This window comes from Pseudomonas sp. CAN1 (assembly GCF_030462585.1).
Lineage (GTDB): Bacteria > Pseudomonadota > Gammaproteobacteria > Pseudomonadales > Pseudomonadaceae > Pseudomonas.
Genome location: NZ_JASMRU010000056.1, coordinates 1 through 16,624, shown reverse-complemented (window position 1 = coordinate 16,624; position 16,624 = coordinate 1). Strand labels below are relative to the sequence as shown.

At 66.8% G+C, this 16,624-nt stretch carries 9 protein-coding genes; 3 read left to right on the top strand and 6 right to left on the bottom strand.

Annotation, left to right across the window (positions count from 1 at the left end; all coding sequences use genetic code 11):
- Positions 1–1,133 (top strand): OmpA family protein (locus tag QO207_RS30280; RefSeq protein ID WP_301535942.1); only part of this gene is annotated, 1,133 nt, incomplete at its 5' end.
- A gap of 58 nt (positions 1,134–1,191) precedes the next feature.
- On the opposite strand, the gene QO207_RS30275 is transcribed toward QO207_RS30280, so the two are convergent.
- From QO207_RS30275 to QO207_RS30250, 6 genes are all read right to left on the bottom strand, one after another.
- Positions 1,192–2,808 carry a gamma-glutamyltransferase family protein gene (locus tag QO207_RS30275; protein ID WP_301535941.1) on the bottom strand — a complete coding sequence of 539 codons (1,617 nt, stop codon included), beginning with the start codon at positions 2,806–2,808 and terminating at the stop codon, positions 1,192–1,194.
- Positions 2,809–2,826: 18 nt separating this feature from the next.
- Entirely contained in the window at positions 2,827–3,921 is a 1,095-nt protein-coding gene (locus QO207_RS30270) for a polyamine ABC transporter substrate-binding protein (RefSeq protein WP_301535940.1), read from the bottom strand.
- Positions 3,922–3,954: 33 nt separating this feature from the next.
- Positions 3,955–4,734, bottom strand: coding sequence for an amino acid ABC transporter ATP-binding protein (locus QO207_RS30265; RefSeq protein ID WP_138216802.1), 780 nt, complete (start codon positions 4,732–4,734; stop codon positions 3,955–3,957).
- 1 nt (position 4,735) lies between these two features.
- Positions 4,736–5,503, bottom strand: a complete 768-nt coding sequence (locus tag QO207_RS30260) for an amino acid ABC transporter permease (RefSeq protein ID WP_301535939.1) — start codon at positions 5,501–5,503, stop codon at positions 4,736–4,738.
- An 11-nt stretch (positions 5,504–5,514) separates the two neighbouring features.
- Entirely contained in the window at positions 5,515–6,321 is an 807-nt protein-coding gene (locus QO207_RS30255; RefSeq protein ID WP_301535938.1) for an ABC transporter substrate-binding protein, read from the bottom strand.
- Positions 6,322–6,467: 146 nt separating this feature from the next.
- Positions 6,468–7,133: a GntR family transcriptional regulator gene (locus tag QO207_RS30250; RefSeq protein WP_301535937.1), complete on the bottom strand. Its 666-nt coding sequence runs from the start codon at positions 7,131–7,133 to the stop codon at positions 6,468–6,470.
- Positions 7,134–7,809: 676 nt separating this feature from the next.
- On the opposite strand from QO207_RS30250, the gene mqo reads away from it, so the two are divergent.
- Together mqo and QO207_RS30240 are read left to right on the top strand one after the other, a co-directional pair.
- Positions 7,810–9,444: a malate dehydrogenase (quinone) gene (gene mqo, locus QO207_RS30245; protein ID WP_301535936.1), complete on the top strand. Its 1,635-nt coding sequence runs from the start codon at positions 7,810–7,812 to the stop codon at positions 9,442–9,444.
- A gap of 812 nt (positions 9,445–10,256) precedes the next feature.
- A partial coding sequence (locus tag QO207_RS30240) for an Ig-like domain-containing protein (protein ID WP_301535935.1) occupies positions 10,257–16,624 on the top strand: 6,368 nt, incomplete at its 3' end.

The following is a 16,624-nucleotide window of genomic DNA, read 5'->3' as shown; positions in this document are numbered from 1 at the left end:
GGCCGGACGTGGACTGGCCGAAGGTGGAGCGCCTCTGTCTGGCGCTGTTCCGCGAACACGGCATGGAGCTGCAGTCGGTGACGGCCTTCGCCCTGGCTCGCGCGCATCTGTATGGATTGCAGGGGCTGGATGAGGGGCTGAGCCTTACTTGCACCCTGCTCGCCGGTGACTGGGAACGCCTGTGGCCGCCGTCCGCGGCGGTGCGCCTGGAGATGCTTGGCTGGCTGTTCACCCAGCTGCGTGCGTGGCTGCGCGGGGTGCCGCTGACGGAAGCGGACGTGCCGGACCTGCTGCAGTTGAACGAGCCTTTCGAGGAGCTGGCACAGCTGCTGCAACGCCGCGAACAGGCCACCCTGGCGTCGCTGGACGCGGTGCGTAGCCAGGTGCAGGGGCTGGTCAGGCGGTTGTCGCCGGAAGAGGATGCGGCCACCAGCTGGGTGGTGCGCATCGCTCCGGCGGAGCCCAAGGTCGACCCGGCAGAGCCGCCGCTGGCAGACCAGCCGGCAGCCCAAGCGACAGCAAGACGCCGCCCGGTGCGCGTGCGCAGAGCGGATGCGCCCGCGGTGGTGGTGCTCAAGGTGGACAGCCGGGAAGCGCCGCCGCGTCACCAGCCGCGAGCACTCTGGCCTTGGCTGCTGGCGGTGGCAGTGGTGATCGCACTGACCGGCTGGTTTGTCTGGGTTCATGGACTCCGCGGAACGGTAGTGCCCGCCGCTGATGGGCAGGTAGCCCCCTCGCAGGCCAGCGTTCCTGTGCGCCTGGACGGCCAGTTGCTGTTCCCGCCGGGCAAGGCCGTGCTGCGGCCGGAGTCCACCAAGGTGCTGATCAACAGCCTCATCGATATCAAGGCGCAGCCGGGCTGGCTGATCGTGATTACCGGCCACAGCGACTCCACCGGCGATGCCCGGCGCAACCTGGAGCTGTCCCGAGATCGAGCGGCGGCGGTGCGCGACTGGATGCAGAGCATGGGCGACATTCCCGACGATTGTTTCCAGGTACGCGGCGCCGGTGACAGTCAGCCGGTGGCCAGCGACGAAACGCAGGAGGGGCGCAATGCCAATCGACGGGTCGAGATCATCCTGACTCCCGAGGGCGGTGCTTGCAGGAAGGTGGGAGAGGCGCCACCTGCATGAGGCTCGCGCCGCACCGAAAGCCAGCCGGGGCTGGCTTCGGTGAGACGCGAGGCGACCGTCAGCAGACCGCGATATGCGAATCCGCGCGTGGCTCGGTGCCGCCGCAGAGCACGCCGGTCTGCGGGTCGCGGACGATGATCTGGCCACGGCCGTAGTCGGTCAGGTCGCAGGCGATCTCCACCTCGTGGCCGCGCCGCGCGAGGCCAAAGGCCAGGTCGCGGTTGGCGTGCTGCTCGATGCCGACCTTCATGCCGCCCAGCCATTGCCAGCGCGGGGCGTCCAGTGCGGCCTGGGGATTGAGGCCGAAGTCCACCAGGTTCATCACCATCTGCACGTGGCCCTGGGGCTGCATGTAGCCACCCATCACGCCAAACGGGCCGACCGCCACGCCATCCTTGCTGAGGAAGCCGGGGATGATGGTGTGGAAGGTCTTCTTGCCTGGCGCCAGGGCGTTGGAATGCGCCGGGTCGAGGCTGAACTCCGAGCCCCGGTTCTGCAGGCCGATGCCGCTGTCGGGCAGCACCACGCCGGAGCCGAAGCCGTGGTAGGCGCTCTGGATGAACGAGACCATGTTGCCTTCGCCGTCGGCGGTGGCGATGTACACGGTGCCGCTGGAGTGCGGGTCGCCATGTTTGGGCTCGGCAGCCAGCTCACCGATCTCGGCGCGGCGGCGCGCGGCGTAGTCGTCGGACAGCAGCGCAGCAGTGCTGACGCGCATGTGCTCGGCGTCGGTGATGTAGTGCAGGCCGTCGGCGTAGGCCTTCTTCATCGCTTCGAGCTGGCGGTGCCAGGTGAGCTGGCTGTCGCGCTGGTCGAAATCGTAGCCCTGGAGGATGTTCAGGGTCATCAGGGCGATCAGGCCCTGGCCGGCCGGCGGGATTTCCCAGACGTCATAGCCGCGGTAATTGGTCTTGATCGGCTCGACCCACTTGGGCTTGTAGCCGGCCAGGTCAGCAGCGCTCAGCTCGCCGCCGGTGGCCGCGGAGTGGGCGGCCAGGCGCTCGGCGATGGCACCACGGTAGAAGCTTTCACACTTCGTCTCGGCCAGTTCGGCGAGGGTTTTTGCCTGGGCCGGGTTGCGGAACAGGTGGCCGGCGCGTGGGGCTTCGCCGCCAATGGTGAAGGTGTCGAACCAGGTCTCCAGCGTCGGCTCGGCGGCGCGGCTTTGCTGGTATTCGCGGCGGGCGATTTCCCACTGGTGGGCGACCACCGGCGACACCGGGAAGCCGTCGCGGGCCAGCGCGATGGCGGGCTGCAGCAGGTCGGCGAACGGCAGCTTGCCAAAGCGTGCGGACAGCTCGGCCCAGGCCGAGGGAATGCCCGGCACGGTGACCGGCAGCCAGCCGTGTACCGGCATCTTGTCGTGGCCGGCCGCCTTGACCTTGTCGATGGAAATGGAGGCGGGCGCGTGGCCGCTGGCGTCCAGGCCGTGCAGCTGGTCCTTGATCCAGACCAGGGCGAAGGCGTCGCCGCCGATGGCGCAGCCGGTGGGTTCGACCACGGTCAGCGCGGCCGCAGTGGCGATGGCAGCGTCGATAGCGTTGCCGCCGGCACGCAGCATGGCGATGCCGGCCTCGGCAGCCAGGGGCTGCGAGGCGGCGACCATGCCGTTGCGGGCGAACACGCTCTGGCGCTGGGAGGCGTAGGGGTACTCGTGAGCGGAAAACTTAAGCATGGCAGGGCTCTTCGAAGGTCATTGGCCAGTCTTGATTCGGGTCCATTCGCGGGTGATCACGCGCTGGATTTTCGGCGGCAGGTCGGCGGAGACGTAGAGCTTCTCGATCACCGCGTCGCTGGGGTAGATGCCGGGGTTGTCACGCACTTTCGGGTCGAGCAGTGCGGTGGCGCCGGTGTTGGGGTTGGCGTAGCCGACGTAGTCGCTGACCGGGGCGATCACTTCCGGGCGCAGCAGGTAGTTGACCAGCTCGTGGGCGCCCTTGGGGTTCTTCGAGTCGCGCGGGATGGCGAGCATGTCGAACCACAGGTTGGCGCCTTCCTTGGGGATCACGTAGCGCACGTCGATCTTCTTGCCGGCTTCCTGGGCGCGGGTCTGCGCCTGCATCACGTCGCCCGAGTAGCCGACCGCCACGCAGATGTCGCCGTTGGCGAGGTCGGTGGTGTACTTGGAGGAGTTGAAGTAGGTGATCGACGGGGCCAGCTTCTGCAGCAGGGCGGAGGCCTTGGTGTAGTCGTCCGGGTTGGTGCTGTTCGGGTCCAGGCCGAGGTAGTGCAGCGCCTGCGGGATGATCTTCACCGGCGCATCGAGGAAGGCGACACCGCAGCCGTGCAGCTTGGCCAGGTTCTCCGGCTTGAAGATCAGGTCCCAGGAGTCCAGCGGGGCGTTGTCGCCCAGGGCGGCCTTGACCTTGTCGTAGTTGTAGCCGATGCCGACGGTGCCCCACATGTAGGGCACGGCGTACTGGTTGCCCGGGTCGGCGGCTTCCAGGCGCTTCATCAGGCGCGGGTCGAGGTTCTTCCAGTTGGGCAGCTGCGCGCGGTCGAGCTTCTGGTAGACGCCGGCGTTGATCTGCTTGGTGAGGAACTGGCTGGACGGCACCACCAGGTCGTAGCCCGAGTGGCCGGAGAGCAGCTTGGCTTCGAGCATCTCGTTGGTGTCGAAGACGTCGTACTGGACCTTGACGCCGGTGTCCTTCTCGAAGTTCTTCAGGGTGTCGGGGCCCATGTAGTCGGACCAGTTGTAGAAGCGCACCAGCTTGTCGTCGGCCTGCGCGGCGGTGGCGCAGGCGAGGAGGGTCAGAGTGCTGGCGAAGAGAACGCGTTTACGCATGACTATTCCTTGTGACTGATTTCGGATGCTTGGCTAGAGAACGCGACTGAGGAATTCCCGCGTACGCGGGTGGTGCGGATTACCGAAGACCTGCGCAGGCGGGCCTTCCTCGATGAGTTCACCCTGGTGCAGCACCACCACGCGGTCGGCCACTTCGCGGGCGAAGCCCATTTCGTGGGTGACGACCACCATGGTCATGCCTTCGTCGGCCAGCTCCTTCATCACCTGCAGAACCTCGCCGACGGTTTCCGGGTCGAGGGCACTGGTGGGTTCGTCGAAGAGCATGGCCTGGGGCTTCATCGCCAGGGCGCGGGCGATGGCCACGCGCTGCTGCTGGCCGCCGGAGAGCTGGCCGGGGTAGTGCTCGGCCTTGTCCGACAGGCGTACGCGGGCGAGCAAGCGGCGGGCCTGGTCCAGCGCTTCGCCTTTGGGCACGCCGAGCACCTGGGTCGGCGCCTCGATGATGTTCTCCAGCACGGTCATGTGCGGGAACAGGTTGAAGCGCTGGAACACCATGCCGATGTCGCGGCGACGGCGGGCGATGTTGCTCTCCGAGTCGCGCACCAGCTTGCCGTCGGGGCGCTCGCGGTAGCCCATCAGCTCGCCGTTGACGCGGATGCTGCCGCCCTGGATGTCTTCCAGGTGGTTCATGCAGCGGATGAAGGTGGTCTTGCCCGAGCCGGAGGCGCCGATCAGCACCACCACTTCGCCACGGCGCACTTCCAGGGAAACACCCTTGAGGATTTCCAGCTCGCCGAAGGCCTTGTGCACGTCGCGGGCCTGGATCACCACATCTTTCATGTCCGGGATCATCTCAACGCCCCCTCAGCAGTTTCATCGCCTGCCGGCCGAACATGCGGTTCGGTGCGGCGGGCTGGCCGTCGGATTTGCCGAAGCGCACTTCCAGCCAGCGCTGGAAGAAGCCCCACAGGGTGGTCAGGGCGAGGAAGTAGATCGCCACGACGAGGTACAGCTCGAACACGCGGAAGGTCGCCGAGGTGACCATCTGGGTGCTCAGCAGCAGTTCCTGCACGCCGATCACGCTGACCAGCGTGGTGTTCTTCAGCATCACGTTGAACTCGTTGCCCAGCGGCGGAACGATCACGCGGAACGCCTGGGGCAGGACGATGCGGCGCATCAGCTTGGGGAAGGTCATCCCCAGGGATTTGCCGGCCTCGTACTGGCCCTTGTCCACCGCGCCGATGCCGGCGCGGATGATCTCGGCCATGTACGCGCCTTCGTTGAGGCCCAGGGCGATGATCGCCGCCTGGATGTTGCCGGGCAGGATGAACAGCCCCAGGTCCAGGTCCTCGAAGCGGAACAGGCCGCCGGCGGCCAGGGCGGTGTAGAGGAAGACGATCTGCACCAGCAGCGGCGTGCCGCGCATCAGCCACACGTAGAAGCGCACCGGGTATTGCAGCAGCGGGTTGCTCGACAGGCGCATCAGCGCCGCCAGCAGCCCGAGCACGCAGCCCAGCAGCATGGCGCTGACGGCGATCACGCAGGTCAGCCAGAGGCCGTAGAGGTAGATGTCGCTCGGCCGCAGCAGGTACTGCCAGAAAACGTCCCAACTGAAGTTCATGGCTCGTTACCTCAGTCCAGTTTGTCGCCTTCGATGTGCCACTTGGCCAGCAGCGCGGCGTAGCTGCCGTCGGCCTGCATGTCCTTGATGATCTGCGTGACGGCTTCGCTCAGCTGCTTGTCGTCCTTGCGGATGCCCAGGCCGGTGAGGATGCGGGCGAAAGCGGGTACGCCGATCTCGAACAGGTCCGGCGCCATGCTCTGGTAGTAGCCGGCGGTTTCCACGGTGGTGCCGTAGGCGTCGGTCTGGCGGATGCGCAGGGACTGGAAGGCGTCGGTGTCGGTGTTGTAGACCACCACCTTCATCGGCGGCTTGCCGGCCTTGGCCAGCTTCTCGTTGTGGGCGTCGAGCAGGGTGCGGATGGTCGAGCCGTTGAGCACCGCGACCTTCTTGCCGGAGAGATCGTCCAGGGTGCGGATGCCCTCGGGGTTGCCCTTGGCGACCACCACGGCCTGGCTGGAGTACATGTAGTTGACCATGTCGATCACTTCACGCCGCTCGGGCTTGTCGAACAGCTGGTCCACCAGCATGTCGCACTGGCCGGCCAGTAGCGCCGGGATCAACCCGGAGAAGGGCGTGATGCGCCAGTCGATCTTCTTGTCGCCCAGGCGCTTGGCGATGGCCTCGCCGAGGTCGATGGTGACCCCGGTGAGCTTCTGGTTGGCGTCATAGAAGCCCATGGGCGGGGAGTCCATGCCGCCGCAGAAGGTCACCTTGCTGGCGTTCTGCAAGCGGTCGGGAATCTTCACCTCGGCGTGCGCCAGCGGGGCGGCCAGGCAAAGGGCGAGAAGGCACTGCGGGATCCTGCGTTCGAACATGTTGAGCTCCGGGGTGGGGTTGCCAGGGCAGTTCAGGGACACAGAAGTACGGGTCTAGGCGCCCGTTGCTTCAATTCGCTGCTTCGTGGATTGCGCTTCTTGGGTGGATTGCATTGGGGTGGATGGCGCGTGGGTGGCACGCGCTTTCAGGAGGCCTGTGCCTCCAGAAACTTGGCCAGCGAGGGGATCGTCCCCTCGATGTGGTCGCAGATGACCCGCTCGGCTTCGCGGGCATCGCCCGAGCGCAGGGCATCGAGGATCACCGTATGTTCCTCGCGGGCGCTCATGGGCTTGTCGACGTGCTGCAGCCACAGGCGCATGTGCGGCTCGATCACCGAATACAGCGCGGTGATCTGGCGCAGCAGGCGCGGGCGCCCGGCGAGGCTGCAGAGGTATTCATGGAAGGCGCGGTGGCGGCTGACCCACTCGGCGCTGTCGTCGCGGTAGTCGTCCATCTCGTCGAGCATGCGCTCCAGGCGGGACAGGTCGCGGTCGGTCAGTTGCGGCACGGCGATGCGGATGGCCAGGCCTTCCAGGGCGCTGCGCATCTCGAAGACTTCGCGCATCTCCTCGATGTTCAGGCCGCTGACGATGGCCCCGCGGTTGGGCCGCAGGGTCACCAGGCCTTCGGCGTCCAGGCGCTTGAAGGCGCCGCGCACGGGCATGCGGCTCATGCCGATGTCGCTGGCGATGTCCTCGGCCACCAGGCGGTCACCGGTCTTGTAGCGGCCGGTGCAGATGGCCTGGAGGAGGTAGTCGTAGGCCTCGTCTTCGGCGCTCATCGGTGGGCGGGCAGCGGGTACCAGGCGCATGGGGTGTTCCTTGTGGATTTTTGGATCCAATTATCCATGCATGCAATAAAGCAGTTGCCGTGCCAATGCTGGCGAAATGATTGGAATGGGGCGGGGTAGAGCGGCGGACGCAGGAAAACGACGTGGGAGTGGGCGGGCGGGAGCGGGGCGGAACGGTAACGGCTGGGGCGGTTTATGCGCGTTTGCGGTGCGCTTCGGTAACGTTGCGGTGCAGGGAAGCATGATCTCGCGTAGGAGCGGACTCCGTCCGCGATTGGCTACCGGCGCGATGCGGACCTATCGCGGACCTATTTCGGACAGAGCCCGCTCCTACGCATGTCGGGAGGTTCGCGTTGAAACAAGCGGAAACGCCCTGCGTGTGCCTCGGAAGGCCGATAGTTGACCGCAACGGTTGGTGATGCAGTTCGCTTTCTATAGAATGCACAAACGTTTCAGCAGACCATGCATCCCTCCCACAACAAAAGCCAAAGCCGAAGGCTTTGCGTGTCTCTCTGCGCAGGACGTCCCTCATTCCATCAAGCAGGCCCCAGAGCCGGCGGAGGAGGGAACTGAGTCCCGACCCATCTTCGTCATCTGTCGCCTTGCCCATCGTTCGCGCCCTGTGCGCGGGGCTCGGCCTTCACGCTGTATGACGCCGGTGGGAAAGGCCAAGCCCTAACGACGAGAAAACCTTTCGATGATCAAGAAAGTTAGCGGGGCGCTGCTGGGCCTCGCTCTGGCAGTGAATTGCGCGCCCGCGTTCGCGGAAACCAAGAAAGTCGATGTGCTGCTGATCGGCGGCGGCATCATGAGCACCACCCTGGGGGTCTGGCTCAACGAGCTGGAACCGGACTGGAGCATGGAGATGGTCGAGCGCCTGGACGGCGTCGCGCAGGAAAGCTCCAACGGCTGGAACAACGCCGGCACCGGCCACTCCGCCCTGGCCGAACTGAACTACACCCCCGAGGACAAGGACGGCAACGTCACCATCGCCAAGGCCGTGGAGATCAACGAGTCGTTCCAGATATCCCGTCAGTTCTGGGCCTGGCAGGTGCAGAACGGCGTGCTGAAGAACCCGCGCTCGTTCATCAACTCCACCCCGCACATGAGCTTCGTCTGGGGCGACGACAACATCGCCTTCCTCAAGAAGCGCTACGAGGCGCTGCAGGCCAGCCCGCTGTTCCGCGGCATGCAGTATTCCGAGGACCCGGCGCAGATCGCCAAGTGGGTGCCGCTGATGATGCAGGGCCGCGACCCTGCGCAGAAGATCGCCGCCACCTGGACGCCGATCGGCACCGACGTCAACTTCGGCGAGATCACCCGGCAGTTCGCCGGCTACCTGCAGAGCAAGCCGAACTTCAGCCTGAAGCTCTCCAGCGAAGTCGAGGACATCACCCGCAACGACGACGGTACCTGGCGCGTTGGCTACAAGAACCTCAAGGACGGCAGCGTCACCGAGACCGACGCTAAGTTCGTCTTCATCGGTGCCGGCGGCGGCGCCCTGCGCCTGCTGCAGAAGTCCGGCATCGAGGAGGCCAAGGACTACGCTGGCTTCCCGGTGGGTGGTTCGTTCCTGGTCACCGAGAACCCGACCATCGCCCAGCAGCACCTGGCCAAGGCCTACGGCAAGGCGTCGGTCGGCGCACCGCCGATGTCCGTGCCGCACCTGGACACCCGCGTGCTCGACGGCAAGCGCGTGATCCTCTTCGGGCCGTTCGCCACCTTCTCCACCAAGTTCCTCAAGGAAGGTTCGTACCTCGACCTGCTGGGCAGCACCAACGTCCACAACTTCTGGCCGATGACCCGCGTGGGTATCGACGAATACCCGCTGGTGGAGTACCTCGCCGGCCAGCTGATGCTTTCCGACGACGATCGCCTGGCGGCCCTGCGCGAGTACTTCCCGGAGGCCAAGGCCGAGGACTGGCGCCTGTGGCAGGCCGGCCAGCGCGTGCAGATCATCAAGCGTGACGCCGACAAGGGCGGCGTGCTGAAGCTCGGTACCGAGATCGTCTCGTCCGCCGACGGCAGCATCGCCGGCCTGCTCGGTGCATCGCCGGGTGCCTCTACCGCCGCGCCGATCATGCTCAGCGTGCTGGAGAAGGTGTTCAAGGACAAACTCGCCACTCCCGAGTGGCAGGCCAAGGTCCGCCAGATCGTCCCCAGCTACGGCAGCAAGCTCAACGACAGCCCGGAGAAGACCTTCGCCGAGTGGAGCTACACCGCCAAGGTCCTGCAACTGGACCCGCCGCCGGCTATTGACCCGGCCCCGGCTGCGCAATCGGCTGATGCCGCTGCAGTGCCGGAAAAGGCTTCCAGCGATATGGCGCTGTAAGTTGTCTTGATTGATTGAATGTATCCCGGAGCCGGACTTGTCTATCTGACTTCGGGATCATTCACCCACATCTGCGGCCCGCTATTCCGGCTGAACTTTAGTTCTGGGTTAATTGCGCTTCGTCATGGCCGCTATTGCCAGTCGCCGCGCCGGTGCCGGTGATTCTGAAATTATCGGCGCGACAACTTCCTGTCGATGACTGGAACATCCCGCCTGGACATCCGATCGATCTCGCTAATGGGATCGGCTGTCTGTCGTTTCGCAAGCCCCTGCGGACAATTCCCCCCGCCAGCCGGTAATCGGCCAATTTACATGCAGATTTGCATGTCTGCTGCTCGGTGGCGCCGCTGCGCTCTGGAATGCGGATCATGGACCTGGATGGCTTTCTGCTATGCCTGTCCGGACGGACAGGATCGGTCTGATCGATTTATCTGACGAACGGTAATTCTGTAAGCTTTAGCCTACGGATATGTCAGTGATCGGATATGCCTGGGAAGTGACTGAATATTGTCATCCTGTCAGTTCGACGTTCGAGTCAGGATCGCAGGAAGACCCGGAATAAGTTGAAACCGGGCGTCTCGCTGCCTCGGGGTTATGTCAATTAACTGTCGATGTTCAATTGCTCGATCATCGGCGTTGCTATCTGCCATTCAGGCAATGTTTCTGAACTTTTTCAGCGATCCACGAATTACTACCTTTCTACTAAACCCTTCGTCCAAGGGTGTTTTTGGCGCCTCCGGCGCACTTCCGAGAAGCTGCTATTTCTTTCAGGCCATAAACAAATAACAACGTATTGGTCAGAGGAAGTCAGCATGGCGATCCAGGCGAAGGTCGTGGCGTCTCAGGTGCAGGTTGCCACCGCCACGCAGCAGACGGTTCAGGGAAGCATCGTTCTCCAGCAGGCCAGCAACGTGGCCCTGGACGTCACCGCTGACGCGGTCGCCAGCTACCAGCAGGTAGGCGCCGACCTCGTGGTCCATCTCAAGGACGGCGAGACCGTCCGCATCGCCAACTTCTTCGCCGAGAACCAGCCGCCCAGCCAGCTCTACCTGGTGGACGAGAACGGCAACCTGGTGGTGACCGAGCTGGATTCCACCGTCGCGGCTGACGGAACGCTGAGCGCCACCTACGCAGCTGAGCCGATCGACGCAGGCTTCGAATCCCTCACCACGGCCGAGGCCGGTGCAGCGGGTGCAGCCGGAGCAGGCGCTGCCGGTGGCATTGCCGGCCTGGGCGTGGCCGGGACCATTCTCGCCGGCGCCGCCGTGATCGCGGGTGGAGCCGCCATCGCCAGCAGTGGCGGCGGGGGTGGCGGTGGCGGAGGTGGCGGCAGCACTCCGGCTCCGGACCCGGCCAGCGGCGTGACCATCAGCCCGGACGGCACCTCGATCAGCGGCCACGCTCAGCCGGGCAGCACCGTCGAAGTGGACGTCAACGGCGACGGCCAGCCGGACTACAGCGCCCCGGTCGACGGCAACGGCAACTTCCAGATTCCGCTCAACCCACCGCTGAGCAACGGCGAAACCGCCACAGTGACGGTGCGCAACCCCAGTGGCGGCACCTCCAGCAGCGGCGTCAGCGTCACCGCGCCGGACACCACCGCGCCCGGCGCACCCGGCGACGTGAGCATTTCCGACAACGGCCACACCATCAGCGGCACTGCCGAGCCGGGCTCCACCGTGAAGGTGGATACCAACGGCGACGGCATTCCCGATGCCACCGGCGTGGCCGGTTCCGACGGGCATTTCCAGATCAGCCTGCCGCACCCGGTGAATGCCGGCCAGAGCGTCTCGGTGACGGTCACCGACGCTGCCGGCAATACCGGCCCGGCCACCGTCATCACCGCCACCGACACCACCCCGCCGGATGCTGCCCACGACCTGGCGATCAGCGCCAATGGCGAGACCCTCAGTGGCGTGGCCGAAGCCGGCAGCACGCTGTCCATCGACCTGAACAACGACGGCGTGCCGGACCTGACCGTCCAGGTCGGTGCGGATGGCCGCTTCAACATCAGCCTGAATTCGCCGCTGCCGGCCGGGCAGATCGTCTCGATCATCGTCCATGACGCCGCCGGGAATGCCAGCCAGATTGCCTATGTCAACGCGCCCAACCCGAACCTGCCGGCGCCGGTGATCGATCCGAGCAACGGCCACACCCTGCAGGGCACCGGCACCCTGGGCACCACGGTGTACCTGAGCAATGCCCAGGGCACGCTGATCGGTGTAGCGGTGGTAGGGGGCGACGGTCACTGGAGCTTCACCCCGATCACGCCGCTGCCCGATGGCACCGTGGTCAACGCCGTTGCCCGCGGCCCGCAGGGCGTCAGCGGTTCGGCCAGTACCACTGTCGATGGCGTGGCTCCGCCCGCGCCGACGGTGGACCTGAGCAACGGCCACACGCTGGCCGGCACCGCCGAGGCCAACGCCAAGGTGATCATCACCGATGGCAACGGCAACCCCATCGGCCAGACCGCCGCCGATGGCAGCGGCCACTGGAGCTTCACGCCGTCCGCGCCGTTGGCCGATGGCACGGTGGTGAAAGTGGTGGCGCAGGATGCCGCCGGCAACACCAGCGGCCCGGCGCAGACCACCGTCGATGCGGTGGCGCCCGGCGCACCCACGGTCAACCCGAGCAATGGCGAAGTGTTCAGCGGTAGCGCCGAACCCAACTCCACCGTCAAGCTGCTGGATAGCCAGGGCCACGTGATCGGCGAAGCGACCGCCAATGGCAGCGGCCAGTGGAGCTTCACCCCGACCACACCGCTGCCCAACGGCACCGTGGTGTCGGTGGTGGCGGTGGATGCCGCCGGCAACGTCAGCCAGCCCACGCCCGTCACCGTCGACTCCAGCATCATCTCGCCGCCGGTGATCGACCCGAGCAATGGCGCGGAGATCCACGGAACGGCAGGAGCCAACCTGACCATCGTCCTGCTGGGCGCCAATGGCGCGCAGATCGGCGTCACCACCTCCGACGGCACCGGCCACTGGAGCTTTACCCCGGCGACTCCGCTGCCCAACGGCACAGTGGTGAAGGCCATCGCCGAGAACGGGGCGGGCGGCCAGAGCCAGCCCACGCAGATCACCGTGGATTCCGTAGCGCCGCCGGCGCCGACCGTGGATGCCAGCAACGGCCACACGCTGGCCGGCACCGCCGAGGCCAATGCCAAGGTGATCATCACCGACGGCAACGGCAATCCCATCGCCCAGGTCACCGCTGACGGCAGCGGCCACTGGAGCTTCACGCCGGCCGTGTCGCTGCCCGATGGCACGGTGGTGAAAGTGGTGGCCCAGGACGCCGCCGGCAATACCAGCCAGCCCGTGCAGACCACCGTGGATGCCCAGGCGCCCGCCGCGCCGACCATCGATGCGAGCAACGGCGCCGCGCTCAACGGCACCGCCGAGCCGGGCAGCACCGTGACCCTGACCAACGGGGCAGGGCAGACCATCGGCCAGGTCACTGCCGACCCGAGCACCGGCCACTGGACCTACACCCCGAGCAGCCCGTTGCCCAATGGCACCGTGGTCAACGCCACGGCCACCGATGCGGCGGGCAATACCAGCGGCCCGGCCAGCACCACCGTGGATTCGTCGGTGGTCGCGTCACCGGTGATCGACCCGAGCAACGGTTCGGTGATCCACGGCACTGCCGGTGCCAACCTGACCATCATCCTGCAGGACGCCAACGGCAACCCCATCGGTCAGACCACCTCCGATGGCACCGGCCACTGGAGCTTCACGCCCGGTAGCGCACTGCCCAACGGCACGGTGGTGAAAGCCATCGCCGAGAATGGTGCCGGCACCCAGAGCAGTGCTGCCCAGGTGACCGTCGACTCGGTGGCGCCGCCTGCGCCTACCGTGGCGCTGAGCAACGGCCACGAGCTGAGCGGTACGGCGGAAGCCTACGCCAAGGTCATCATCACCAACGGCGCCGGCGCGCCGATCGGCCAGACCAGCGCCGACGGCAGCGGTCACTGGAGCTTCACTCCGGCCAGCGCACTGCCGGATGGCACCGTGGTCAAGGTGGTCGCCCAGGACGCCGCCGGCAACACCAGCGGCGCGGCGCAGACCACCGTGGACGCCCAGGCGCCTGCTGCGCCGACCATCAACCCGAGCAACGGCGATATCTTCAGCGGCACCGCCGAAGCCGGTTCCACCGTCACCCTGAGCAACGCTGCCGGCCAGGTGATCGGCCAGGTCACGGCCGACCCGAGCACCGGACGCTGGTCCTTCACCCCGACCACGCCGGTGCCCGATGGCACCGTGGTCAAGGCCACGGCCACCGATGCGGCGGGCAATACCAGCGCGCCGGCCTCCACCACGGTGGATGGCGATGCCGTGTCGCCGCCGGTGATCGACCCCAGCAATGGCGCGGTGATCCAGGGCACGGCCGGCGCCAACCTGACCATCACCCTGCAGGACGCCAACGGCAACCCCATCGGCCAGACCACCTCCGACGGCACCGGACACTGGAGCTTCACCCCCGGTTCGCCGCTGCCCAATGGCACCGTGGTCAAGGCCATCGCCGAAAACGCGGCCGGCACCCAGAGCCAGGCCGCCCAGGCCACGGTGGATGCCGTCGCGCCGCCGACTCCGACGGTGGACGCCAGCAACGGCCACACGCTGGCCGGTACTGCCGAGGCCAACGCCAAGGTGATCATCACCGATGGCAACGGCAACGCGATTGGCCAGACCACCGCCGATGGCAGCGGCCACTGGAGCTTCACCCCCGCGAGCCCGTTGCCTAACGGCACCGTGGTCAAGGTGGTTGCCGAGGATGCGGCCGGCAATGACAGCCAGCCGGCGCAGACCACGGTGGACGCCCAGCCGCCGGCTGCGCCCACCATCAATGCGAGCAACGGCGCTACCTTCAGCGGCACGGCGGAAGCCGGTTCCACCGTCACCCTGACCAATGCCTCCGGCCAGGTGATTGGCCAGGCCACGGCGGACGCGACCACCGGCCAGTGGTCCTTCACGCCGACCTCTGCGCTGCCCAACGGCAGCGTGGTCAGCGTCACCGCGACTGATGCCGTGGGCAACAGCGGCCCGTCCGCCAGCACCACGGTGGACGCCAGCGCCGTACCGCCGCCAGTGATTGATCCGAGCAATGGCAGCGTGGTCAGCGGCACCGCCGGGGCCAACCTGACCATTCGCGTCCTCGATGCCGGCGGCAACCTGATCGGCATTACTCATTCGGACGGCACCGGCCACTGGAGCTTCAACCTCGGTGCGCCGCTGGCCAACGGCACGGTGGTCAAGGCCACTGCGGTGAACGGCACGGGTACCGAAAGCCAGGCGGCCCAGGTCACCGTTGATGCCATAGCCCCGGCTGCGCCGACCGTGGCGGCCAGCAATGGCCAGGTGCTAAGCGGCACAGCGGAAGCCAACGCCAAGATAATCATCACCAACGGTGCGGGCGTCGCCATCGGCCAGACCACGGCGGACGGCACTGGCCACTGGAGCTTCACGCCCGGCGCCGCGCTGGCCAACGGCACCCTCGTCAAGGTGGTGGCCCAGGACGCTGCCGGCAATACCAGCGGCGCCGCGCAGACTACGGTGGATGCCCAGGCTCCGGCTGTGCCGACCATCAACCCGAGCAACGGCGAGCTGTTCAGCGGCAGCGCCGAGGCCGGCGCCAGCGTGCTGCTGCTCAACGCTGCCGGCCAGGTGATCGGCCAGACCACCGCCAATGGCAGCGGCCAGTGGCAATTCAGCTTCAGCTCGCCGCTACCCAACGGCACGCTGGTGAAAGTTACCGCCACCGATGCGGTGGGCAACGTCAGCCAGCCGGCGCAGGTCACCGTGGATGCGGGCGTTATCGCGCAACCGGTGCTGGACCCGAGCAACGGCTCGGTCATCAGCGGTACCGCCGGGGCCGGCGTGACGGTCACTCTCACCGACGGCAATGGCAATCCCATCGGCCAGACCACCGCGGATGGTTCCGGCCACTGGAGCTTCACGCCGGGCGTGGCGCTGGCCAATGGCACGGTGATCAACGCGGTGGCGACCAGCGGCACCGCGCAGAGTACGACGGTGACCACTACCGTTGACGCTGTTGCGCCGCCTGCACCGGTGGTCAATGTCAGCAACGGCAGCGCCATCAGCGGTACTGCCGAAGCCAATGCCAAGGTCATCCTCACCGATGGCAACGGCAACCCCATCGGCCAGGTCAGCGCCGATGGCACCGGCCACTGGACCTTCACCCCGACCAGCGCGCTGCCCAACGGGACCGTGGTCAACGCCGTGGCCCAGGACGCCGCCGGCAACACCAGCGGGCCTGCCAGCGTCATCGTGGATTCCGCCGCGCCGGCCGCCCCGGTGGTCAATGCCAGCAATGGCGTGACCCTTACCGGCAGCGCCGAGGCCGGCGCCACCGTCATCCTCAAGGACGCCTCGGGCAACCTGATCGGCCAGGTAACGGCGGATGCCGTGACCGGGCAATGGAGCTTCACCCCGGCTTCGCCGCTGGCCAACGGCACCCAGATCTCGGCGGTGGCGGTGGACGCTACCGGCAACCAGAGCGGCCCGGCCAGCACCGTCGTGGACAACCAGGCCCCCGCCGCACCGACCATCGACGTCAGCAACGGCAGCGAGCTGCAAGGCACGGCCGAAGCCAACGCCCGCGTGACCCTCACCGACGGCGCCGGCAACCCCATCGGCCAGGTCACCGCCGACGGCACCGGGCACTGGAGCTTCACCCCTGACAGCCCGCTGGCCAATGGCACCCAGGTGCGCGCCACCGCCACCGACGCTGCCGGCAACACCAGCCAGCCGGCGCAGACCGTGGTGGACTCGCAACCGCCGGGCATGGCCGACCCCAACCCGAGCAACGGCGACCAGGTTTCCGGCACCGCCGAGCCGGGCAGTACCGTGATGATCTTCGACGCCGAGGGCGACTGGCTGGGCGACGCCGCGGTGGGTAACGACGGCAGCTGGACCTTCACCTTTGCCCAGCGCCTGCCCAACGGCTTCGTCCTGCACTTCGTGGTGCGCGACGCCGCCGGCAACACCGGGGCGGAAAGCACCACCACGGTGGACGACAGCCTCACCGCGCCGCCGAACCCGACACCGAGCAACGGCGAAACCATCAGCGGCACCGCCGCGCCGAACCACGAGATCATTGTCAGCGACGGCAATGGCAACGTGATCGGCCAGACCACTTCTGACAGCAATGGCAACTGGAG